This window comes from Butyricicoccus porcorum, assembly GCF_051246315.1.
GTDB classification, from domain to species: Bacteria; Bacillota; Clostridia; order Oscillospirales; family Butyricicoccaceae; genus Butyricicoccus_A; species Butyricicoccus_A porcorum.
On record NZ_CP178353.1, the window covers coordinates 328,281 to 351,062 of the forward strand.

The 22,782-nt window shown below is 49.1% G+C and carries 22 protein-coding genes, 1 other RNA gene and 1 pseudogene; 7 read left to right on the forward strand and 17 right to left on the reverse strand.

All coding sequences use genetic code 11. The features are described from left to right. Position 1: 1 nt before the first annotated feature. Both ACLM7Z_RS01515 and ACLM7Z_RS01520 read left to right on the forward strand, forming a co-directional pair. Entirely contained in the window at positions 2 to 361 is a 360-nt protein-coding gene (locus ACLM7Z_RS01515) for a TSUP family transporter (RefSeq protein WP_435645489.1), read from the forward strand. After that, positions 358 to 729 carry a TSUP family transporter gene (locus ACLM7Z_RS01520; protein WP_435645490.1) on the forward strand — a complete coding sequence of 124 codons (372 nt, stop codon included), beginning with the start codon at positions 358 to 360 and terminating at the stop codon, positions 727 to 729. The genes ACLM7Z_RS01515 and ACLM7Z_RS01520 overlap by 4 nt, the downstream gene beginning before the upstream one ends. Here ACLM7Z_RS01520 and ACLM7Z_RS01525 read toward each other — a convergent pair. Next, positions 714 to 1,001 (reverse strand): hypothetical protein, encoded by a 288-nt coding sequence (locus tag ACLM7Z_RS01525; protein ID WP_273350159.1) that lies wholly within the window; start codon positions 999 to 1,001, stop codon positions 714 to 716. The two genes, ACLM7Z_RS01520 and ACLM7Z_RS01525, sit on opposite strands and share 16 nt — an antisense overlap. A 138-nt stretch (positions 1,002 to 1,139) precedes the next feature. Between ACLM7Z_RS01525 and ACLM7Z_RS01530 the strand changes: the two genes are divergently transcribed. Next, positions 1,140 to 1,352, forward strand: coding sequence for a helix-turn-helix domain-containing protein (locus ACLM7Z_RS01530; protein ID WP_273350157.1), 213 nt, complete (start codon positions 1,140 to 1,142; stop codon positions 1,350 to 1,352). Between the two features lie 123 nt (positions 1,353 to 1,475). After that, positions 1,476 to 2,039: a hypothetical protein gene (locus ACLM7Z_RS01535; RefSeq protein ID WP_273350156.1), complete on the forward strand. Its 564-nt coding sequence runs from the start codon at positions 1,476 to 1,478 to the stop codon at positions 2,037 to 2,039. A 63-nt stretch (positions 2,040 to 2,102) separates the two neighbouring features. Here ACLM7Z_RS01535 and nadC read toward each other — a convergent pair whose 3' ends face one another. The 4 genes from nadC to ACLM7Z_RS01555 form a co-directional block, all read right to left on the reverse strand. After that, positions 2,103 to 2,939 (reverse strand): carboxylating nicotinate-nucleotide diphosphorylase, encoded by an 837-nt coding sequence (gene nadC / locus ACLM7Z_RS01540; protein ID WP_435645491.1) that lies wholly within the window; start codon positions 2,937 to 2,939, stop codon positions 2,103 to 2,105. Continuing rightward, entirely contained in the window at positions 2,929 to 4,245 is a 1,317-nt protein-coding gene (locus tag ACLM7Z_RS01545) for an L-aspartate oxidase (RefSeq protein WP_435645492.1), read from the reverse strand. The genes nadC and ACLM7Z_RS01545 overlap by 11 nt, the downstream gene beginning before the upstream one ends. A gap of 12 nt (positions 4,246 to 4,257) precedes the next feature. Continuing rightward, positions 4,258 to 5,166: a quinolinate synthase NadA gene (nadA, locus tag ACLM7Z_RS01550; protein ID WP_435645493.1), complete on the reverse strand. Its 909-nt coding sequence runs from the start codon at positions 5,164 to 5,166 to the stop codon at positions 4,258 to 4,260. Positions 5,167 to 5,320: 154 nt separating this feature from the next. Then, positions 5,321 to 6,235: a ribokinase gene (locus tag ACLM7Z_RS01555; RefSeq protein WP_273350151.1), complete on the reverse strand. Its 915-nt coding sequence runs from the start codon at positions 6,233 to 6,235 to the stop codon at positions 5,321 to 5,323. A gap of 298 nt (positions 6,236 to 6,533) precedes the next feature. Here ACLM7Z_RS01555 and smpB point away from each other — a divergent pair, with 298 nt between their 5' ends. Together smpB and ssrA are read left to right on the forward strand one after the other, a co-directional pair. Continuing rightward, positions 6,534 to 7,001: an SsrA-binding protein SmpB gene (gene smpB, locus ACLM7Z_RS01560; RefSeq protein WP_087022037.1), complete on the forward strand. Its 468-nt coding sequence runs from the start codon at positions 6,534 to 6,536 to the stop codon at positions 6,999 to 7,001. Positions 7,002 to 7,036: 35 nt separating this feature from the next. Beyond that, positions 7,037 to 7,389, forward strand: a transfer-messenger RNA (tmRNA) gene (gene ssrA, locus ACLM7Z_RS01565). A gap of 113 nt (positions 7,390 to 7,502) precedes the next feature. Here ssrA and ACLM7Z_RS01570 read toward each other — a convergent pair. Further along, entirely contained in the window at positions 7,503 to 8,729 is a 1,227-nt protein-coding gene (locus tag ACLM7Z_RS01570) for a tyrosine-type recombinase/integrase (RefSeq protein ID WP_087022040.1), read from the reverse strand. After that, the gene (locus ACLM7Z_RS01575) at positions 8,719 to 8,934 is read right to left on the reverse strand and encodes a helix-turn-helix transcriptional regulator (protein WP_108721064.1); all 216 of its coding nucleotides are present in this window, start codon (positions 8,932 to 8,934) and stop codon (positions 8,719 to 8,721) included. Before ACLM7Z_RS01575 ends, ACLM7Z_RS01570 begins: the two co-directional genes overlap by 11 nt. 202 nt (positions 8,935 to 9,136) lie before the next feature. On the opposite strand from ACLM7Z_RS01575, the gene ACLM7Z_RS01580 reads away from it, so the two are divergent. Next, positions 9,137 to 9,763 (forward strand): helix-turn-helix domain-containing protein, encoded by a 627-nt coding sequence (locus ACLM7Z_RS01580; protein WP_087022049.1) that lies wholly within the window; start codon positions 9,137 to 9,139, stop codon positions 9,761 to 9,763. A 369-nt stretch (positions 9,764 to 10,132) separates the two neighbouring features. Here ACLM7Z_RS01580 and ACLM7Z_RS01585 read toward each other — a convergent pair whose 3' ends face one another. From ACLM7Z_RS01585 to ACLM7Z_RS01630, 10 genes and pseudogenes are all read right to left on the reverse strand, one after another. Further along, positions 10,133 to 10,783, reverse strand: coding sequence for a recombinase family protein (locus ACLM7Z_RS01585; protein ID WP_087022134.1), 651 nt, complete (start codon positions 10,781 to 10,783; stop codon positions 10,133 to 10,135). A gap of 327 nt (positions 10,784 to 11,110) precedes the next feature. Continuing rightward, positions 11,111 to 14,200: a type I restriction endonuclease subunit R gene (locus ACLM7Z_RS01590; RefSeq protein ID WP_435645494.1), complete on the reverse strand. Its 3,090-nt coding sequence runs from the start codon at positions 14,198 to 14,200 to the stop codon at positions 11,111 to 11,113. A 17-nt stretch (positions 14,201 to 14,217) separates the two neighbouring features. Beyond that, the gene (locus ACLM7Z_RS01595) at positions 14,218 to 15,414 is read right to left on the reverse strand and encodes a restriction endonuclease subunit S (RefSeq protein ID WP_435645495.1); all 1,197 of its coding nucleotides are present in this window, start codon (positions 15,412 to 15,414) and stop codon (positions 14,218 to 14,220) included. A 17-nt stretch (positions 15,415 to 15,431) separates the two neighbouring features. Then, a pseudogene (locus ACLM7Z_RS01600) lies at positions 15,432 to 16,091 on the reverse strand (type I restriction-modification system subunit M); the annotation flags it as partial. A 79-nt stretch (positions 16,092 to 16,170) separates the two neighbouring features. After that, complete coding sequence (locus ACLM7Z_RS01605) at positions 16,171 to 17,778, reverse strand: recombinase family protein (protein WP_435645496.1); 1,608 nt, start codon at positions 17,776 to 17,778, stop codon at positions 16,171 to 16,173. Further along, complete coding sequence (locus ACLM7Z_RS01610; RefSeq protein ID WP_435645497.1) at positions 17,775 to 19,496, reverse strand: recombinase family protein; 1,722 nt, start codon at positions 19,494 to 19,496, stop codon at positions 17,775 to 17,777. The genes ACLM7Z_RS01605 and ACLM7Z_RS01610 overlap by 4 nt, the downstream gene beginning before the upstream one ends. Continuing rightward, positions 19,496 to 21,157, reverse strand: a complete 1,662-nt coding sequence (locus tag ACLM7Z_RS01615) for a recombinase family protein (RefSeq protein WP_435645498.1) — start codon at positions 21,155 to 21,157, stop codon at positions 19,496 to 19,498. The genes ACLM7Z_RS01610 and ACLM7Z_RS01615 overlap by 1 nt, the downstream gene beginning before the upstream one ends. 65 nt (positions 21,158 to 21,222) lie before the next feature. Continuing rightward, positions 21,223 to 21,474 carry a DUF6870 family protein gene (locus ACLM7Z_RS01620; protein WP_117445236.1) on the reverse strand — a complete coding sequence of 84 codons (252 nt, stop codon included), beginning with the start codon at positions 21,472 to 21,474 and terminating at the stop codon, positions 21,223 to 21,225. 39 nt (positions 21,475 to 21,513) lie between these two features. Continuing rightward, entirely contained in the window at positions 21,514 to 21,879 is a 366-nt protein-coding gene (locus tag ACLM7Z_RS01625) for a type II toxin-antitoxin system PemK/MazF family toxin (RefSeq protein WP_435645499.1), read from the reverse strand. A gap of 407 nt (positions 21,880 to 22,286) precedes the next feature. After that, positions 22,287 to 22,745: a sigma-70 family RNA polymerase sigma factor gene (locus ACLM7Z_RS01630; protein WP_435645500.1), complete on the reverse strand. Its 459-nt coding sequence runs from the start codon at positions 22,743 to 22,745 to the stop codon at positions 22,287 to 22,289. Between the last annotated feature and the right edge of the window lie 37 nt (positions 22,746 to 22,782).

Genomic DNA, 22,782 nt, shown 5'->3' on the forward strand with positions numbered 1-22,782 from the left:
AATGACTGACCGCACCAAATACCTCGTCACCGGAGCCTGCGCCGGGGCCGCAAACGGTTTCTTTGGTTCCGGCGGCGGGCTGTTTCTTGTGCCGCTGTTCACCGGCTGGCTCGGCATGCAGCAAAAAACCGCCTTTGCTACCTCGGTGGCTGTGATTTTCCCGCTTTCTGCGGTGAGTGCCGCCATTTATTTCTGGAAGGGCGGTATTTCCCTGTCTTATGCCGCACCGTATCTGCTCGGCGGTGTGGTCGGCGGGATACTCTCCGGCCTGCTGTTTTCCAAAGCATCCGTCCCCCTGCTGCGCAAGGCATTTGCGCTGCTGCTTCTGTCGGGCGGTGTGCGCGCGGTGCTGCTGCTGTGAGCGGGTTTCTCGTCGGCGCGGCGACCGGAATTTTATCCGGCTTTGGCATCGGCGGTGGCTCACTGCTCATCCTGTGGCTGACCATCTTTGAGGGCACGGCGCAGTACGCCGCCGCAGGCATCAACCTGCTGTATTTCCTGTGCTGTGCACCTGCCGCACTGGTGTCACACTTCCGCAACCATCTGATTGACATGCGTGCGGCGCTTTGGTGCGCACTCGCGGGCTGTATCACCTCCCCGCTGGCCTCGCTCGCTGCCGGCGCTATTCCAACCGGATGGCTGCGGCGGTTATTCGGCGTGCTGCTGCTGGTGCTGGGATGCAAAGAGCTGTTTTCAAAAAACAGATCGTCAGATCAATCGACGCAATGATCGATAAGGTCTCCGAAATATACTGAAATCCAAATCGAGGAAACTTTGTTCCAGTTTCCGTATGCCTTTACCAAATAATCAAATAATTCTTCCGGAGTGGGGAACTCACTCTCACATGGAATCCGTTTCCATTCGTTTCTCACAACTTCATCTTCGCTGTGTATCCCTTTCAGGATCGCTGTTTGTATCCGTGTCATCACCTCTTCTTCTGTCACATGGTGGCGTCTTGCGATATTTCGAAATTCTCTCCGTGCAATATAATTGATAATCAATTGTATTCACTCTCCTGTCATAGATTTCAGCAGCTCCGTCTTTAGATGGATTATATCTAAGAATAATATTTTAGATTATATTTATCTAAAAGTCAATAGACAGTTTTTATCTACGATACAATTGCCACGGTGATGCGAATGGATAACAGGATCAAAGATCTCCGTGAAGATGCCGACTATACCCAGACACAAATTGCAGAAATGATCGGTATCACGCAGCGAAAATACAGCTATATTGAAACCGGCGTACAGCCGCTGACCGATGAACTTCTGGTCAGGCTGTCCGAGGTTTACGATGTGAGCATCGACTATATTCTCAAACAGACAGATGTGCGGCGCAGATATAAGTAATTTCTGCGCCCTTTCTTCTGTCTGTATACAGACTGTTACCCCTCTGTAGTGGTATTTTCCCCCTCTGCATGTTACAGTAAAGGTATACAAAACATACGGGATCGGAAGAAAGGATGAGGCCACATGAAACGGAAGACACACCTTCTATCCGCACTGCTTACCGGTATCCTGACGCTGGTACTTTGCGGCTGCGGCAAAGCATCAACGCCCACAATCAGGCAAAGTGACCTTTCCCAGGATGCACGGCAAATCAGCACAATATTCGGCGACGATGCAGCCTATTTTGATTTTACAACGGATGATACAATTTCCCACGCCGTGCTCACTGTCTACACCTGTCAAAACGGTTCATGGACGGAACAGGACAATTTGATGGAGCTGGATGAAATACAACCCGGCAGCTACCGCCTCGGTATCCGCCGCATGGATGATACCATTACAGCTGCCCTGCTTGAAGGGGATGCTTCGAGCATTTTCAACGGAACGGTTCCACCGGAAAATATCGCTGCACTGGACGACGGCAGCATTTCGGGTGCGACCCAACTCGAAGCACAGGATATCATCGCCGGAGAGGAAATTCCGCTTCTGGTCCGGGCTGCCGACAGGGATGCGCTGGAAGTCCTCGATCTGGATTTCCGCAGCATACACTGCGATGCAGGCATTGCCTTCACCATTACATTTACCTGAATACGCGCAAAAAAGCGCCTGTTTTTTTCGAAACAGGCGCTTTTCTCATACAGTAATATTTTTTCAGATTGCCGTCAGGTTCTTGAGTGAAATATCCATCGCCGGGGACGCATAGGTCAGCGCGCCGGAGGATACAAAATCCACGCCGATATCAGCAATTTCCAGCAGGCGTTCTGCCGTGACATTGCCGGAGCACTCGGTCTTTGCGCGGCCGTCAATGATCCTGACTGCCTGGCGCATGGTCTCGTTGTCCATGTTGTCCAGCATGATGACATCCGCGCCGCATTCCGCCGCTTCCGCGACCTGCTCGAGGGTCTCGCACTCCACCTCAATCTGGGTGACAAACGACACATAATCGCGTGCCATCTGTACTGCCTTTGTGATGGAACCGGCCGCGCAGATGTGATTGTCCTTCATCATCACACAGTCGGACAGGTTATACCGATGGTTGGTACCGCCGCCGCAGCGAACAGCATATTTTTCAAAAATACGCAGACCTGGGGTCGTTTTGCGCGTGTCCAGCAACTTGGTGTGCTTGCCTTCCAGAATCTTTACCATCTTGTTGGTGTTGGTTGCAATGCCGCTCATGCGCTGCAAATAATTGAGCGCAGTGCGCTCGCCGGTCAGCAGCGTGCGGATATCGGCATAAATTACGCCGATCAGCTGTCCCTTCTTTACCTCGTCGCCGTCCTTACAGGAGGTCTCAAAATGCGAACCGCTTTCCAGCAGCTCGAACACACGGGCAAAGACATCCAGACCGCAGATAACGCCGTCCTGCTTGCAGATCAGCTCCGCTTTGCCCTGCTGCGGTTCGCGCATAATGGCATTGGTGCTGACATCCTCGCTCGTGACGTCCTCGCGCAGTGCGTTGAGGATGGACGGGTCCATATTAAGAATCATAGTGGAGCCACTGCTCATAAAATACTTCGTCCTTTCGCTTGATTTCATCTAATACCGCCTTGCGGTTTCTCTGGTCGATATCGGCATACTCTTCCGCATTAAATGCAATATTTTCCGTCGACACAGGCTGTTCAGTAGAAACATGAGCCGCCGCATGGTTCGCTGCACGCTCCGCAAATACAAGGCTTTCGAGCAGCGAATTGCTCGCCAGTCGATTGCGTCCATGCACGCCGTTGCAGCTGGTCTCGCCGACCGCATACAGGCCGTCCATCGATGTCTTGCTGTCCAGATCGACCTTGATGCCGCCCATGAAATAGTGCTGCCCCGGTGTAACCGGAATCGGCTCCTTTGTCATGTCGTAGCCTTCCTCGAGACACTGCTTGTAAATGTTTGGGAAACGCTTTTTGACAAAATTTGGGTCGAGATGCGTAACCGAAAGCTCGACATACGGGCGATTGTCAATTTTCATCTGCTTGCCGATTTCCTTTGCGAGCAGATCGCGCGGCAGCAGTTCATTGACAAAGCGCTCGCCCTTTGCATTGAGCAGATAAGCGCCCTCGCCGCGCACTGACTCGGAAATCAGGAATCGGCGTCCCGGCTTGGTTGTGTACAGTGTGGTCGGATGAATCTGGATGTAATTGATGTGCTCGATTTCAATGCCGTGGCGCATGGCAATTGCCAGCGCGTCGCCGGAAATGTGCGGGAAATTGGTGGAAAAGCGGAACAGGCCGCCCAGTCCGCCGGTTGCCAGTACAACCGCACGCGACCGAATTTCACGGATGGTGCCGTCTGCATCGCGCACAACGGCGCCGCAGCAGCGGTTTTCCTTTTCATCGCACAGCAGATCAACCAGTGTGGTATGTTCTTCGATGCGGATGTTTTCGCGTTCCTTCGCGCGCTCCAGCAGCTTGCCGGTGATTTCACGGCCGGTCAGGTCTTCATGGAACAGGATGCGGTTTTCCGAATGCGCACCCTCACGGGTGAAGACAAAGCAGCCGTCCTCATCGCGCTGGAAATCCACGCCGTAATCCACCAGCTCCTGCGCAATGTGCTGCGAGGAACGGATCATAATATCGACCGATGCCTTGTTGTTTTCATAATGGCCGGCCTTCATGGTATCTTCAAAATAGCTGTCGTAATCGTCTTCGTCGAGCAGCACACACATGCCGCCCTGTGCAAGGAAGGAATCGCTGTGGTCGGCTTCTTCCTTGGTGATAACAAGAACGTCCATGCTCTGCGGAAGCTGCAAAGCATTGAACAATCCGGCAGCACCGGTGCCGACAACCAAAATGTCAGCAGTCTCCATAGTGGCTCCCCCTTACTGTGCCAGCTCGCGCATGCGAACCAGTGCGCTCTTTGCATCCTCGCGCAGTTGCTCCGGCATTTCGACCTGATTGTCAAATGTCTCCAGCACGTGCAGAACCTTCTCCAGCGTGATCTTCTTCATGTCCTCGCAGACACCCATCTGCTCGAACGGATAGAAGGTCTTGTCCGGATTCTGTGTGCGCAGGCGATGCATGACACCCGGTTCGGTGACAATGATGAATTCCTTTGCGTCCGATTCAGTCGCATACTTGATGATGCCCGAGGTGCTTCCTGCATAATCGCACATGGCGACGGCTTCCGGCACACACTCCGGATGAATCAGTACCTTTGCCTCCGGATGCTCCGCCTTTGCTGCGGCAATGCCCTCCGGCGTCACGCGGCTGTGAATCGGACAGCAGCCGTTATGGAAATGGAAGCGCTTGCCCGGTATGTCCTTTTGCAGGAAACGGCCGAGGTTGCAGTCCGGGATGAAACAGATGTCCTCGTTCGGCAGCGATTCCACGATTTTCTTTGCATTTGCCGAGGTAACAATGACATCGGACACTGCCTTGGTCTCGCTGGTCGAATTGATATAACAGACAACCGCACAGCCCGGATACTGCTCACGCATCTTTGCGACATCTTCCGGCGTAATCATATGTGCCATCGGACAGTCCGCCGTGAGATCCGGCATCAGGACGGTTTTTTCCGGGCTGAGGATTTTCGCGCTTTCGCCCATAAAACGCACACCGCAGAACAGGATGGTACTCTGCGGAGCGTCTGCCGCAATCTTGCTCAGATAATAGGAATCCCCGATGTAATCGGCGATGTCCTGCACGTCATCTTCCACATAAAAGTGCGCAAGCACTACGACATCCTTTTCTTTCTTGAGCTGCTCAATGCGCTCTGTCAACTGTTTCATTTCCTAATAGTCTCCCTATAATCAGTGTACAGCCTGTTGCTGCACGGTCTATCTACAATAGTATATCACACCGTCCTGCATCCCGCAAGACAGTTCCCGGGTACAGCACCCTGTTTTTGCAGTCTTCCAGCTGCCATTATGCATTTTTCCTGCCTTACGCGTCGGTGGTGTGCTTCGGATGCTGCATAAACGCATCCACCTTATCCGCAGTCGGCGCGGAGATATATGCCGCACCCGGATGCGAGATGGCAAGGCCTGCCGCATAGGTCGCATATTTCAGTGCCTCCGCCGGGCTCTTTCCCTGAAGGTGTGCCTTGAGGAAATAGCCCTCAAACACATCGCCCGCCGCCGTTGTATCGACAACCGGAACAGAAAGTGCCGGATGGTAGCACTGGCTTGCCCCCTTCTTATAAAAAGCACCCTGGGAGCCGAGCGTGAGCACGAACTCACTGTCCGGGTACAGTTCCTCCAGATGAATCAGGATATCGCCCGGCTGAACATAGCTGGTCATCGCGCGTCCTTCCACCTCATTGAGGAAGAACATGGAAACCTTTGTCAGATCCTGCCGCAGCAGCTCCTGCGTACATGGCGACGGATTGAGCACGATATACATGCCCTTTTCATACGCACGGTCGATAATATACTCCAGGCAGGAAATCTCATTCTGAGAGACCAGGATATCGCCCTCGCCGTAATTTTCCAGCACCTCGTCGACGTATGCTTCATCGATCTTCCGGTTGGCACCGCCGTAGAGCAGGATTGCATTCTGTCCGACCTCATCCACCTGAATGATGGCATGTCCGGTTTGTTCGCCTTCCAGCGTGCGCACCAGTGAGGTATCCACGCCGGCCTCTTCAATCATGTGCAGCATCTGCACGCCGTCCTCGCCGATCATACCGGCAAGCTGTACATCCATACCTGCACGCGCAAGCGTCAGCGCATGGTTCAGTCCCTTGCCGCCCGGAAACATCTTCAGACCGGTGGAACCCTGTGTCTCCTTCGGCGTTGTAATATGTGCAACAGAATAGTTAAAGTCGATATTGATTGATCCCAGTGTCAGTATTTTCATAAAGATCAGCCTCCATTTTCAGTCCATTGGCCAATGTTTTGGGCAGCCTCTGTCCCGGCTGCATGGGAGGTGGAGTATACTGACATTATAGGATGTTTGCGGCATAAGTACAAGAGTTTCCAAACAAATCTATGTAAATTATCCATATCTCCCGCCCAATCCCCTCTGTTTTTCCGCAGCTGTGTAAAATGTTTCCATACCTGCCGGATTTCGCCGCAAAAGTGCATCTTTTTCGCTTGACTTTCTGTTATAATCCCGTTATGATATAAGATACTGAAATGAAAGGATGGTCGCTGTCATGGCTGTTGACAAGAAGGGCACAAAGCAGATTACCGCCAATAAAAAAGCCAGACACGACTATTTTGTCGAGCAGGCATATGAGTGCGGCATCGAGTTGTCCGGCACGGAGGTCAAGTCCATCCGGCAGGGCACAGTCAGCCTGAAGGATTCCTACTGCATCTTCCGCGATGGGGAAATTTTCGTCAAGGGCATGCATATCAGCCCCTATGAAAAGGGAAACATCTTTAACAAAGACCCGCTGCGCGAGCGCAAGCTGCTGATGCACAAAAAGGAAATCATGCTGCTCTACGGCAAGTCCAAGCAGGACGGCTATTCCCTCATCCCGCTGTCGCTGTATTTTAAAAATGCACGCGTCAAGGTGGAGCTCGGCCTGTGCAAAGGCAAAAAGCTGTACGACAAGCGTGCCGACGCCGCAAAGCGCGACGCAAAACGCGAGATGGATCGCGCACTCAAATCGCGCCGGTAATTTCGTTCAGTACCATGATATTGATATGTCTATCCGGGGACGTACCGGTTTCGACGGAGGTGCGGAATCCGGGATAGCGGGCCGCAGTGAGGACGCTGCGTTAAAAGCCTCAACTGTTTATAAATTAAACAACAACGATTATTCTTTACAGGCTGCCTAATTAGGCGAGCCCGTTCTGCCTGAGAGTATCGCGGCTCGGGACAGAGCGTCATTTAGCGGTGAACGTGCGGCGGGTAAGCTTTGCCCCGCCCATGAATGATGAAGCTACCGACCCCGTAAGCCTGTCATTTGGCGTGCGGCAGAGGGAATTTGAATCAAATGACTGCGCCCGGAGAAGTCCTTGAGGAAGTGCTTTCGGACAGGGGTTCGACTCCCCTCGTCTCCACCATTTAAACCATCTGAAATGTTTTGCATTTTGGATGGTTTTTTATTTTTATAGCATTTTACAGTCATTTTCGTTCCGTCCGTGTTTGTTTGACCACAACTATGACCACATTTGACTTATTCGTCTTTTAATGGCATGCTAGTTGTATCTTCCACTGCTTCCTCATCTGCAACACCCAAATTCTCGATATAATGCTGCATTCTCTGCGCTGAACGTCTGCCGCTGTCTGCATTGAAATGCGCATATCGTTCCAGCGTAAAGGTTGCAGTCTTATGTCCAAGATTTCCTTGTACAGTCCGGGGATCATCGCCCGCCGCAAACGACATATCAGTGAATGTATGTCGCAAATCATGAAATCTTGCATTCGGGCACCCGATTGCTTCCACCAGTTTCTTAAACTGCTTGTATACTGTCGATTGGCTCACGTTTTCACCGTTCGGCTTTGTAAAGACAAGATTCATGGGATTATTCCACGCTTCTTTTGCTCGCTTTTTGTATAAAGCCTGTTTCTCCTTCTGCTGTCTGAGAAGGTTCATTACTATTGGTGCGGGATACATTTTTCTGACGCTGCCATACTTCGGAAGGATACGATCATACACATGATCGTTCCTCTGTAACTGCCTGCGAACGGTGACAGAGCCGTTCCTAAAATCAATGTCTCCCCAGCTTAACCCTAGAATTTCCCCCTGACGCATACCTGTAAACAATGCGATCTTATACAAAAGCTCATACTCGTGACCTGCAACAGCATCTAAAAAAGCCAAAACCTGCTCTTCGGTCAACGATTCAATTTCCGGAGCAAGTTTTTTAGGCAGAGTACACTCATCGGCAACATTTTTTGAAATCAATCCGATTCCAACTGCCTTCTTTAAACTGACATGAATAATTCCATGTACGTTATGAATATATTTTGCCGAATACGAATGGTCAGGCGTTTTGCCCTCCAACCAGTTCATTTGATTTCGTTGCATATCATTGAGAAGCCCTTGAACGTCTTGCGTCGTAAGCTTCTGCAGTTTGATATGTCCCAATGCAGGAATGATAAATCGTTCCGTCTTTTTGACATAGGAGTCATATGTACTGGCTGCTAAGTTTCCAGTATACTCGTGAAGCCATTGCCGAAACCACTCTTCAACCGTTATTGGGGTTGTAGATGTATATACACCGTGATTGATTTCATACAACCAGTCAGTTCGTTTCCGCTTGGCCTCCTCACAGCTGGTGGCATACCGAGAAACTGTCTTTTTCTTCCCAGTTTTTGGGTCCGGGACTTGTACTCGATATTCCCATCGACCATCATCTCGTAGACGTATCCCCGGATGATTGTTATTTTTAGAAGCCATCTGTATCCATGCAACCCATGCTCTTCTTCTCCTGTTCGTCCATCCAGCGCTCCAACGATTCAGCACGAACAATCTTTCGACGTGATGAAACTGCGATCACCGGAAAATCCGGTCTGTTTGACAGTTTGTACATCGTCGGCAAAGAGATGCCCAGAATGTCGGCACATTGCCGCATGGATAAAGTACTGCCTCTGCTTAACGCCATAAAAATACTCCTTTCGCTATTTTTGAAAATATTTTATCACGCCTCCTCGAGATTGTCAATTGTTAATCTTATTTTTGCATTTTATTTTTTTATTAGATTTATAATCTTCAAAAATAAAAATATATTTTGGTTGACTTTTCTGCTAATCCTGCTAAACTTATTTCAAACTCTTATCTAATCATTTAAAAGGTGTTGTCAAATTATGGAGTTAAAAGACAGGCTTCAAGAGTTGCGTGGTTCTATTAGTCAACGTAAATGTGCTGAAAACCTAGGTGTAAAATTTGCAAACTACAATAAATGGGAAAACGGCATCAACATTCCAAATTACAAAACTCTCATTCAAATTGCGGATTATTATGGAGTTTCTCTTGATTATTTGACCGGAAGAGTCGATTATAAAGATGAAGAATATCGCTCTGTTTGTATTGATACAGGCTTATCCGAGCAAGCAATCAAAGGGATTCAGAAAGTCAGAGATAATAGTTCAGAAACTTACGATTGCATCGGCATGTTAAATTGCATACTCGAAAGTGAATATAACAATCAATATACTCCACTGGGAGATTTCCTACAGTACGTTTTATATCCGGATGGTTTTGTTCCCAAAGATGTTTTAGATTCATTAAAAAATACTTCGCTCTCTCCTGAAGAAATTTCAAAAATATGTGATTCATTTAGAAAAGGTGTCAAACACACCTCAAAAGAAGCTGCTAATGCAAGTGTAATATTCTGGCACCAAGAATATTTTTGCGAGTCTGATGAGTCGATATACGATACCGTTGATATATGTGTGGAATTACCAGAACCTAAGAAATTAAAAAAAAAGTAATCTTGGCAGCAACTAATTTTTCCATCATATACGTTCATTTATAGAGACATAGTTTATTAGCTGTGTCTCTTTTTATATCATGCTTTTTAGATAAATATTCACGCAAGAGGTTTATTATACCGGACGCTCAAGTATGTTTATTGTTATTTCTTAAAACTGTCCGAATATTTTTAACGGTCGCAACAGTATATTTATAGAAAACTCTGTTTTCAGAAAAATGTAAAATATACCCCTATACAAAACCGATGATGTTGTCATATTCCTTACTTCGTTCGCGGTGTCTGCGACTGAACGCTCCATCCTTACTCTCTCCAGAATAACAAAAGGACAGCTTCGTACGCTGTCCTTTTTATCTGTACTTTTTGAATGTTAATTTTTATTCTGCTCTTCCTCGGTCAGCTTGACCAATTTGTAAAAGCTGGTTCGCTTTGTTTCTGTTTTCTCCATCGCTTCTTTGGCAGTAATTTCTCCAGCTTTCCATGCTGCATACACTTCATTCCAGTTTTTGGGAGCAGTCAACGCTGGTCTCCCTCTATAACGTCCTGTCTTCGCGCTGTATTTCTTGCCGTTCTCATCTACCGGCATGCACGCTACCCCTTCAGCTTGCCTCTGCTTAGTTGTCTTGCGCTCCTGTTCGGCCACACTTGCCAGCACTTCTATCAGCAGGTTGTTTATCATGTCGAACACCCATTCTTGCCCTTCAACCCTGTCAATCATTGTCGTTGGGATATCGAGCACCTTTACCTGAACACCGATATTTTTGAAATAGCGCAGTTCTTCTATCGTCTCGCTTTTGTTTCTCCCAAGTCTATCGAGTGATTTAATGTAGAGCGTGTCACCTTCCACCAGTTTGCCGATACCTACCTTCAACGACTGGTAGCCCGGACGATTGAAATCTTTGCCGCTGACCTTGTCAGTTACGATCATCTCGTCCGGCACGTATTTCCGCAACGCTTCAATCTGTCGCTCTAAATTCTGTCCCGCGCTCGACACTCTAACATATCCAACTTCCTTGCTCATGGTTTGCACCCTCTTCCTGTTTTTATTATAGCAAATGTGTTCGCAAATATCAATTATTTTCCGAACATGTTTGCAAATTATTTTTCTGTATTTTACGAACACGAAAGCATTCTCTTTTGTTCTGTTCGTTAAAGTAAACTTTTACAAACACAGTTTGTAAAAAGTCGGGCGGCTTGCGCCGCCCATTCCTTATGCCTCTATGAATTGTTCATTGCAGTCTCCGCACACAATGTTTAACATCTTTGTGCTTCTTGCAATCGCGCTGCTGCTTTCCGTGTATCGTGAATCCGCCTTCCGATGTTTCTAGCAGTTGTAATAAGCATTCTGTTACAGCTTCAGTTCATCAGAACACTCGGCTCTGAACTCTGTAATTCCCAGTCCGAAGTATTTTTCAAAGAACGCTTTCAACTTCTCGATGATCCCTTGCTTTTTCTTGGCTCTGCCACCGCCACCGAAGCGTGATACAGGGGGCATGAGTTTATCAATCTCTGTTCCCGTTGTTTTCAATGCTCCGTCACGGAACGCATTGTCAACAAACTTTCTTGTTTCTTCCGGCTTGAGCTTTTCCGTTGTGATGATTTCTTTCAAGTCGTTTTCTTCCTGTTCCAGAACAAAGCGACGCCAATCGGCAGTAACCTGCGTATCGACATTTACCTGACTGATAAAGGCTTCAATCAATTCTTTTTTGCTGCGGAGCTGTATGCTTGCATCTATCGCTTTGCGGATGGAAGCAAGGATTTCTTTATCCTCGCAGTTGCCGTCATGATACTTCTCAACCAGCATCAATATGTAGTCGATATTGATTTCCACCTGCTTGATCAGCTCAATTTCAAATTCAATATCATCTGTAATGTCTTCTTTTTCTCCAGCGCCTTTTCTGCGGTACTTATCGTAGAGGTCAAGGTATATACTCTGATAGTCCTGCAAATCCCTTGCGGCAATACTGTCCATTTCGGCAAACTGGTCAAAGGATGCAAGAATATTCCTCATACTCAGGATTGTGCCGAACAGCCTGATAAACTCTTTCTCTGCCTGTTCTCCGACAATCCGCTCTCCCAAGGGATATTCTGTTTCCAGCTTTTCAAGCAAATCAATATAGCCGGGATGGTATTTGCCATCGTTGTCCTCGTAGCCGTTCCAGTAGTCATTGAAGCTCTTGAGAAGCACAATGCCGCTTGCATTTTTATCACCAAAGAGGGCGATTGCATCGTCCGTAGCTTTTTGCAAGTCACGGAAACAGACAATATTCCCGTAGGTCTTAACAGAGTTCAAAATACGGTTGGTTCTGGAATACGCTTGAATCAGTCCGTGCATCTTGAGGTTCTTGTCCACCCACAAGGTATTGAGCGTTGTAGCATCAAAGCCTGTTAGGAACATATTCACAACAATCAGCAGATCAACTTCCCGGTTCTTCACACGCATGGACAGGTCTTTGTAGTAATTCTGGAACTTATCAGAAGAAGTGTCGAAGTTGGTGTTGAATACCCGATTATAATCCCGGATGGCACTTTCAAGGAAATCACGGGAGGTCTGGTCAAGAGCATCGGTGTCAAAGCCTTCCTCCTGCAGAACATCTTCCGGGTCATCCTCATTTGCGGCATAGCTGAAAATCGTAGCAATCGTAAACTGACGGTGGCTTTCCGCAATCTGTCTCTGGAACTCCTTGTAATACTTCATTGCCATGGGAATGGAGCTGACAGCGAACATGGCGTTAAACCCTGCCATGCGTTTGCCCTGCAGGGAGTAGAAGCTATTGCGTTTGGTTTTCTGGTCGAAATGTTCCAGCGTGTATTTGACGATTTCCCGAATACGCTCCCGCGCACCCATTGCTTTTTCAATGTCGATGGCAGAAACATTTTTATCCTTGATGTTGTCTTTCTCCCTGACCGTGTTCACATAGTCGATACGGAACGGAAGAACATTGCCATCATTGATCGCGTCCACAATGGTATAGGTATGAAGCTGGTCGCCAAAGGTCTGCGGCGTGGTCAGCATCGCCATATGCTTTCCTTTCGCTGCATTGGCTGCGAAAATCGGTGTGCCTGTAAAGCCAAACAGATGATAATTCTTGAACGCCTTCACGATTTTAGCGTGCATATCTCCGAACTGGCTTCTGTGGCACTCATCAAAGATGATAACGCAATGCTTGCTGAATACTTCATGTCCTTTATTCTTGGTTACAAAGTTATCCAGCTTCTGAATGGTAGTAATAATGATTTTGTATTTGTGGAAGCCGCCTTTTTCGTCTCTGTCCTCAAGCTGTCTCTGCAACACCTTCGTGGAAGCGTTGCTGTTGGCAGAGCCTTTTTCAAAACGGTCATATTCTTTCATGGTCTGATAGTCAAGGTCTTTTCGATCGACCACAAACAGAACCTTGTCCACATAAGGGAGGGCAGACGCAAGCTGTGCCGTCTTAAATGAAGTCAGCGTTTTTCCGCTTCCTGTGGTGTGCCAGATATATCCTCCGGCATCTATCGTTCCCATCTTCTTGTAGTTTGTTGAAACCTCAATGCGGTTCAGAATACGTTCTGTTGCCGCAATCTGATAAGGCCGCATAACCATCAGAATATCTTCCGTGGTAAACACACAATACCTGGTCAGCACATTCAAAATTGTGTGTTTGGCAAGGAATGTCCTCGTAAAGTCAATAAGGTCTGCAATGACCTTGTTGTTTCCGTCTGCCCAGAAAGAAGTAAACTCAAAGCTGTTGCTTGTTTTCTTCGATTTCTGCTTTTCAGATTGGCCCATCTCCTTGATGTGGCTGCTTCTGGTGGTATTGGAATAATATTTGGTATGCGTACCGTTGGAGATAATGAAAATCTGAACATACTCATACAGTCCGCTTGCTGCCCAGAAGCTGTCACGCTGATAGCGTTTGATCTGGTTAAAGGCTTCACGGATTGCCACACCGCGGCGTTTCAGCTCCACATGGACAAGGGGCAGGCCATTGACAAGGATGGTCACATCATAGCGTGTGTCGTGATTTCCCTCGGTTTCTTCATACTGGTTGATTACCTGTAGACGATTGTTGTGAATGTTTTTCTTGTCGATGAGCTGAATATTCTTGGAAGTTCCATCATCCCTGCGAAGTACCTTTACATGGTCAGTCTGAATGGTGCGGGTTTTTTCAACAATGCCCTCGTTGGCGTTGGCAAGCGTTTCCGTGAAGAAGCGCTGCCACTCGCTGTCTGTGAAGTTGTAGCTGTTCAACAGTTCCAGCTGCCGTCTGAGGTTGGCAATCAGACCGTTCTCGTCATGGATGGTAAGGTACTCATATCCCTGTTCGGTCAGCAGGCGGACGAATTCCTTTTCAAGAGCCGCCTCGCTCTGAAAACTGTCAGAGCGTGAGCTTTCCGGCGTATATTCAGCGACCACGGTACTTTCATTGCTTGCGGCAATGATGTTGTAAGTGCTCATACAGTATCCCCCTTTGTTTATTTCTCCTTGAACGTGAGCAGCTTATCCCGATAATATTCGTATTGCTTTGTTCTTGCTTCGATTTCCGCAGGGAGACCAATATTGAGGTCAGAACAGATGGCATCGAAGTTGTCCAGAATATCCACAAGCCTGTTCTGAACATCAAGTTCGGGCAGCGGAATTGAGAAATTAGCAATATCTTTCAAGCTGATGTGTGGAATTGCTCCTCCGGTTTTTTTCTTCTCAACATAGCATGTAAAGGAACCACTGGCTATATAATGGTACACATATCTGATATTGGCTTTTTCTGTCCTAATTCGTGTTACTCGTTGAACAAGAAGCAACGGTAAATTATCCTGACGAACCATTCCGTAGCTCTTTCCAACAAGAGAACCATCCATAGAAATTACAATATCACCATCTTCAAGCAAGAAGCGTTCCAGTCCATTGCTATTTTCCCAGTAACGGTCTATATCATCATTAAACTCTAAAATGCCACGCTTTATATTCATTCCACGCATCAAACAAATTCCTTGATTCACAAACTGCGAACTATCAAACGGGAATCCGGTAAGCAAATCACAGAAATCACCTAATTTGACAAAGGGAATTTCTGAATTGAATGAAAGCAAGTGATTACGATAATAGCTATATTGTTTTTGTCTGGCAGTAAGCTCCATCGTAAGCTCCGTTGTAAGCTCCGTGAAATTATCCAGAATGCGGACAATTTCACGCTGGACTTCTAGCGGTACAAGGGGAAACTCAAATTTTGAGAATTTACCCATATCAACTGATGCAAAGCTACTTTGATTAAGACACGATAAGCAGTAATTATCTAGCTTAAAGCAATAGTAATAAAGGAATTTTATATCGAACTTATCTTTATACTGCTCTTTCAGCATAAGATAGGTAAATCTCTGATTTGCAAGAGATTTAACAGTAATTAAGGCGTGTTGGCCTATCGTGGCAGATGTTGCAACAATAATTGAATTTGCTGGAAATAGATTCCCTTTCACAGCTTTTTCTGAAACATGCTGCAATGAATCAGAGAGAATATTCCCATTTTCGCGTATATCCTCCATGCGAAACCACGGTACTGTTCCGTTTTCCCAAAATTCTTTATTTGATTTAGATGGAGTATATCCATTTCTCGTATTAAACAGTTCCGAAAGAGTAAGAAACGTTACGCCATCAGGGCAAAGCTCATCTATCAAATCATGCAGTCTGCTCATCATCCCACCTCGATTTCTGCGATGATCTTCGCAATCTCATCACGGAGAACCTGTTCACGGGCAACGATTTCCTCAATCTCGGCATTGAGCTTCACAATGTCGATTTTCTCTCTGGTGTCCTCGGCTTCCACATAGGTGGAAACAGAAAGATTGTAGTCGTTTTCCTCGATTTTCTCACAGGTTGCCAGATGGGAGAAGTGTGCCACTTCCTCGCGATTGGCAAAAGTGTCCACAATGCGCTGAATATTTTCCGGGGTCAGCTTATTGTTATTCGTAACCTTGATGCACTCGTTGGATGCGTCAATAAACAGCGTCTCGTTGTCGGGTTTCCCCTTCTTCAAAACCATGATGCAGGTCGCTATGGAAGTACCGAAGAACAGGTTGCTCGGTAACTGGATGATACAGTCAATATAGTTATTGTCAATCAGATACTTTCTGATTTTCTTCTCTGCACCGCCACGGTACATAATGCCGGGGAAGCAGACAATCGCCGCCGTTCCGTTGGACGCAAGCCAGGAAAGGGAGTGCATGATAAAAGCAAGGTCAGCCTTGGACTTCGGTGCGAGAACGCCGGCCGGAGAAAAACGAGGGTCGTTAATCAGCAGTGGATTGTCACTTCCAGCCCATTTGATCGAATACGGAGGATTTGCTGATGTTAAGCAAAGACTAAAAAAATATGGGCTGCTCAAGCCCACATAAGTAGGAGCGGCACCCAGTAAACAGGGCCCGCTCCCGCTTTTATTCTGATGTATTCTCCGGCTCGATCAACCGGGCAATCTCATCGGAGAAACGATAGATGATCTCCACCCTCATGCCGCTGTACACATTCACGCGGTCGATAAAGAACAGGAGCATTTCATTGGTCAGCTCGTCCGCAGTCAGCGTCCGGCGGGCCAAATCACAGGTCTCTGTCAATTCACGGTTCCTGCTCTGGGAAAGGGATAAAAGCCCCTTTTCCAGCCGCTCTTTCTCGGCGCTGAGTCTGTCGTTCTCCGCGTTCAGCTTATCGCGTTCCATGAGGTATATATCCCTCTGAAGTCGCCCTTCGGCGTACCGCTCGTAAGCGCTGACCCGGCTGACGGAAATCTGCTTGATGCGTTTCTCAATCTGTTCCAGCCGGAATCTGAGATTTTCCTCTGTGCCTTCGCTGGCAGCTGCTGCCGCATACAGGCGGTCATCTGCATCCACCAGCAGACGGAGCTTCTCAAGCAGGTCATTCTTCACGATGCGCTCCAGGTCGGCCTCAACGAACCGTTCGCCCACCGGACAGGCGGTTTCTCTGTTGGATACAGATTTGAGGCAGGTGTAGTAAATCACACGGGAGTGTTTCTGCCGCTGCATGGTGCGTCCGCAGGCCCCGCAGTGAACCAGACTGCGCAGCAGATACTGATCGGGACTGCGATCATAGCCCTTGCGGATTTTGCGGAACACCTTCTGCGCTTCTTCGTATTCGCTTTCGCTGACGATGGCCTCATGGCAGTCCGGGATGATCTGCCACTCGGACTCATCCGTCCATACCGTCCGGGGATTGTCCAGCCCCTTCCAGCGGCGCTGATTCATGACCATCACGCCGGTATATTCCCGGCGCTTCAGAATCTCCCGCACATTGCTGACCGTCCAGCAGGCTTCCTGAGAGGAAGTGCGGAACTTTTTGCTGTCAGGGTTCATCCGCCTATAGTAAGCCGACGGCGTTTCCAGCTTATAATCGTTCAGGACAACGGCAATTTCAGCCGGCGTTTTTCCTTCCAGCGCAAGGTCAAAGATTTTCCGCACCACAGGCGCGGTATCTGGGTTGGGAATAATCTTCCGCTTTACATCCGGGTCTTTCATGTAACCATAAGGAGGCTGCGCGGCAACAAACTCACCTTTGCTCTTTCTGGTACTCATGACGGTTTTGATCTTCTGGGACAGGTCGCGGCTGTAATAGGAGTAGACGATATACTTCATAACCACTTCCATGCCGGCCGTGGAGCCCTTGTAGTCATCACTGTCATACCCATCGTTGACGGCAATGAAGCGAACGCCCAGGAACGGGAAGATACGCTCCAGATAGTCGCCGATCTCCACATAGTCGCGGAAAAAGCGGCTGAAATCCTTGCAGATAACCACGTTTGCCTCGCCGTTTTTCAGGCTTTCAATCATCCGCTCAAAGGACGGACGGTTGCCGTTGGTGCCGGAGTAGCCGTCATCGATGAACTCATCCACTTCATAGCCGTCAAACTCCCGGCGGGCGCGGATAAACCGATACAGCAGTGTGCGCTGATTGGCGATGCTCTCGCTCTCAGTCTTGAATTTCAGGTCATCGTCTGCATCGGACAAGCGAATATACAAATACAATTTCTTCACTGGGGTTCACCTCCTTCCATTTCGTGATAAACAGCTTCCAGTACATCCCGTTCCTCTTGAAAACGGAATATGATCTCCAGCCGGTGCTGGGCATAACCGATTTTATATACGTTGATGTGATCAATCATCGCCTGGGCAATTTCCGGCGTCAGCTTCCGCGCCTTGCGGATATTCCGGATGTTCACAAGCCACTTGTTCTCATCAGAAAGCATCCGGTTCAGCCTGGCCAGCTCCACCGACAGCTGATTGAGCCGAGAGCTCTGCTCCTGATACGCTGCATCAAAACGGGTTTTCAGCTCGATATAGTCTCCGGCAGAGAGGATACCGTCCACATAGTCATTGTAGAGTTGCTCCCGCTTTTTCTGATAACCAGACAGCTTTTCACTAACTTCCAGCATTTCCTGTTGGAGATCGGTCTGCCTTTGTGTCTGAATGCCGCTGTCTTTCAGCCGCCCGGCAACTTTCTCAAAATCCGCGAACAGGGCAAACTGTGTTTGGATCGCGTTCCAGACAATCGGCGCGAGCTTTTTCTCCGAGATGCCGACGGCAACATCGCAGCGGCCATACTGCTTGTTCCGGCAGTTGTACCGGCCTTCCTTTTTCTCTCCGTGACGGCTGTAACCAAGATTGGAGCCGCAGTGCCCGCACCGGACGATTCCGGTTCTGAAGATCTGCGGATGCTTTTCGCGGTAATTCCGGCTGGCTTCCAGTTTGGCCTCATTCTCGCGGCGGCCTGCCTCCAGAATTTCTCTGACCTGATAGAAGTCGCCCCGGCTGACCAGCGCTTCGTGCATATCCGGCAGAATACGCCACTTACTCTCATCCGGTTCATAGTGGTAATCCGGCTGTCCCAGATACAGCGCCGTCGGCATCCGCCCAAAGACAAGGTCGCCCATATAGGTCGGATTCATCAATATCTGTTTGATAACCTGCTGTGTCCAGAGGCAGTCGGAATAGCACGCCCGATTGGTCTGTCCGCGCAGATAGCGGAGCTTACCGGGAGAAGGAATTCCTTCTTCATTCAGCTGACGCATGATGGGGCGCGCTCCGGTGCCGCAGAGAAACTGTGCGTAGATTCTCTTGACAATCGGTGCGGTCTCCGGATCGGGTTCAAACCGGTACTCCTGTGTGGTCGATTTCCGGTATCCGTAGGGAATCATGCTGGGAATGTGTTCACCGGCCAGCTGTTTGGCATGAACTGCCAGAGACACCTTCTTGGACTGGTCTCTGGAATAGAAGCTGTTGATCAGGTTTTTCAGAGGAATCAGCAGGCTGCTGGCGGAGCCGTCCGTTTCAAAGCTGTCATAGCGGTCAACCACGGAGATAAACCGGACGCCCATGGCGGGAAAGATGTTCTCCAGCAGATTTCCCGCCTCAATATAATCTCGAGAAAACCGGCTGAAATCCTTGATGACCAGCGCCTTGATTTTTCCCTCCCGAATGTCGGAGAGCAACCTCTGAAACTCCGGGCGGTCCGTGTTGGTTCCGGTCCATCCGTTATCCACATAGGTATCTGCCAGATGAAGGTACGGGTGCTCCGATACATAGTCCCGGCAGATTTCAATCTGTCCCTCAATGGAATCGCCGTCGTCGTTCTTTTTGCTGTTTTCAACCGAGAGTCGGGCGTAGATAGCCGTCTCCCAGACGGACGGCAGCATGGCACTGACCGGTTCCTTCGCCTGCTCCGACTGTAAATACTGTCTTTTCTTTCTTGCCATTATGCGTTCCTCCTCTCAGGTATTGTTACACCTTCCTCGGCCGGAAGGACATCCTCAAACCGTTCTATATACTGCAATGCGTTTTCCAGCTCATCTCTGTAACGGAAGCACACCTCGATGCGCTTGCCGTCATAGATCAGGATTTTCTCAATCAGGTGAACGATGCACTCCCTGTCCAGCTCCGTCAGATGCCGGTACTTCTTGAACTGTTCAATCCACTCGATGTTCCCGGAGCTGTTCTCCATGGCCTGACTGCGCTCATCCTTCAGCTTTCCAAGCTGGCGCTGCCTGTCTGCAATCCTGCGGTCATAGCCCGCATGGAACTCCTTGTATTCCTCACGGCTGATTACACCATCCGCCATATCCGAATACAGGTTGATTTTCAAATCCTGATACCGCTTGATTTCATTTTCCAGCGCCGTCATCTGGGCGTCATAGTTGATAATGCGCCGCTCCTGTTCCGGCAGCGATGCAATGTAATCCAGCACCTGTTCCACCTGGGCGGTCAGCTCAATATGGTCGTTTACTACCCGGAGAACGATGGATTTCAGCTTGTCCTCGCTGAATGTATGCGGGGAACAGCCCCTACCCGCTTTGTTGGTGGAACAGACCAGGTAATGATACTTTTTCCCGCCGCTGGGGACGGTCTTCCGCACCATGGTATGTTTGCAGTCGCCGCAGAACACGAAGCCGGAAAACAGATGAACTTTTTCCTGCTTCGGCGCTGTGCGGACGTCCCGCAGCATCAGATTCTGAACGGTATCAAAATCCGAGCGGCAGATAATGGGCTCATGGTTATTCTCGATGACGATCCATTCATCCCGGTCATACTCCACACGCTTTTTGATTTTGTGGTTCGGGGTGCCGGATTTGTGCTGGATCAGCGTTCCGATATAGATTTCATTGGACAGGATTCGTTTCACCAGCATGGGGCTCCACTGTGCCTGTTCGTTGCTGCGGAATCCGCAGGAGTAGTTGAAGCCCTGCGCCTGCTTGTATTCCATGGGACTCAGAACGCCCATGCTGTTGAGCCGGTCGGCAATGGCGGAATTGCACAGCCCCTGTATGCGGAGCCGGAAGATCAGCTCCACCGTCCGGGCGGCTTCCTCATCCACCACCAGCCTGTTCCTGTTTGTCTCATCCTTCCGGTAGCCATAGGGTGCAAAGGCTCCGATGAAGTCGCCCATCTTGCGCTTGATGTCCAGCTGAGAGCGAATCTTGACGGATATGTCGCGGCAGTAAGCGTCGTTGATCAGGTTCTTGAACGGTACGATTAGGGCATCAGACTGCGCCTTTTCGCCGCAGGAATCATAGTTGTCATTGATGGCAATGAACCGCACACCCATGAACGGGAAAATCTTTTCCAGATACCGTCCTGCATCGATGTAGTTTCTGGCAAACCGGCTGAGGTCTTTGCAGATCACACAGTCGATTTTCTTTGCCTTGATGTCCTCCATCATCTGCCTGAATCCCGGACGTTCAAAGTTGACGCCGGAATAGCCGTCATCCGCATACTCCTTGACGATCACGAATTCCGGATGCCTGCGCACATAATCCCGGATGATCTCCTTCTGGCTCGTTATGGAATTGCTCTCCGCCTTGTCTCCATCATCGCGGGAAAGACGGGTATATTCTGCTGCGTTCCAGATTCTGTCTGGCATTTTTATCACCTCCGCTATCATTGTATTGAAATCATCCGGGACAGTCGATGATGTCGATATTTGTTTCAGCCCTTGCTGACCTGACTGCGGGCATAGCCTTCCAGCCGGTCATCAATCGTTTCGCGGGTGTTCATAAACCCGATTTTTACGACAACACCGTCATCAACGTAGCAGTAGGGATTGCCGATCTGCTTCAGGTAGGACGCAATGCGTTTTTCTCTCGGCTGACGGCTGTCGATGCGTACATCCCGTCGGTCATGAAGCGTCGCCGGGTCAACCGTCCGGATATCCACTTTTCTCATTTCATCCAGTGTCATGGTCTGCTCCTTTCCGCACTCACACTGAGTGCCTGCATATTACAAAGAAAGTGCCAGGCTCACCGCAAGGCACTTACAGAATTCCGGGCTGTACAGAATACTGCTGTCCACCCGTCCCATGTATCTGATGATCCGGCGCTTATCCAACGTTTTCAGCTGTTCCAGAATCACCATGGAAGGCCGGCTCAGTCCGCGTACCTGTTCCAGCAGGAAATGGGTCGGCTGATTCGGCTTTTTATCAATGTTGGAGGTGAGCGGCGCAGCAATCAGCGTGGGGCTGAAGAAGTTGCCCGTGTTGTTCTGAAGAACCAGCACCGGGCGGATACCGCCGATTTCTGCACCCACGACCGGATCGAGGTTTGCCAGATAGACGTCTCCGCGCCGGTACTCCCAGTTTTTGCGCAATGGCTTCACCTCCCAAATCTTAATTTCTATATACTGTCTCCCATTCGTCCACGACCCCCGGAGGCGGGGAACTCACCAGGCGGCAGTCTGCGAAGCTGCCTCATAGGAATCTAACCTCCCCGCCTTCATTGTGGCCGGGCCGCGAATTACGGAAGTATCATTATCCCTTGTGCGTTTCGTTGCCGTATCCGTTGCAGCCGGATATTTCTGATTGGTTCGGAATCGCTCACCGCCTTGCTTTCCGTAATCACCCGGATGGGGCAGGCGTGTCATGGCGCACCATCATGCAGCTGGAGAATCTCTCCCGCACAGGAACGTACCTGATGAATGTGTATGAAATTTTCAAGGTTCAGTAAGCAGAGCGCGAATCGTTTTTATCAGACAGACTCATTTGCTCCTCTCACCCTTTAGCCGGTGGGAAGGCTTGTTTTCGGACAGGCACAAAAAGATTTTTTGATTTTTTCTTTCAGGCGAGTCCAACGCCGGTGGGCGGTGTTTTCAGATAACCCCACTTCCAGAGAAATCTCGGAAAATGATTTTCCCTGAGATCTTCTCAGCGCAATCAGAACGGTGATCGGGTCGGTTTCCGAAAGCAGGCTGAACAGCGCGGGGCTGTCGATACCGTCCAGAAAATCCGAAACAGTTTTCGCATCCGGTTTCTCCTCATCTGCCGCAAGCTGTTCGAGATAATCGCCGCTATCCGCATGATGCTCGTAATACCGCCGGTCGGAATTGAAAACTTCCCAATCGTAAGCACGGAGCTGCGCAATCCTGTCCTCGCTGACGCCAAGCTCGCGCATCTGTTTTTCCTCGGCTTCTTTCCAGAGCCGCCATTTTCTTTCTTCACTGGCCTTGTTGTATGCCATTGTCTTATCCTCCGAATTTCTGAATTTTGTCTGGAAT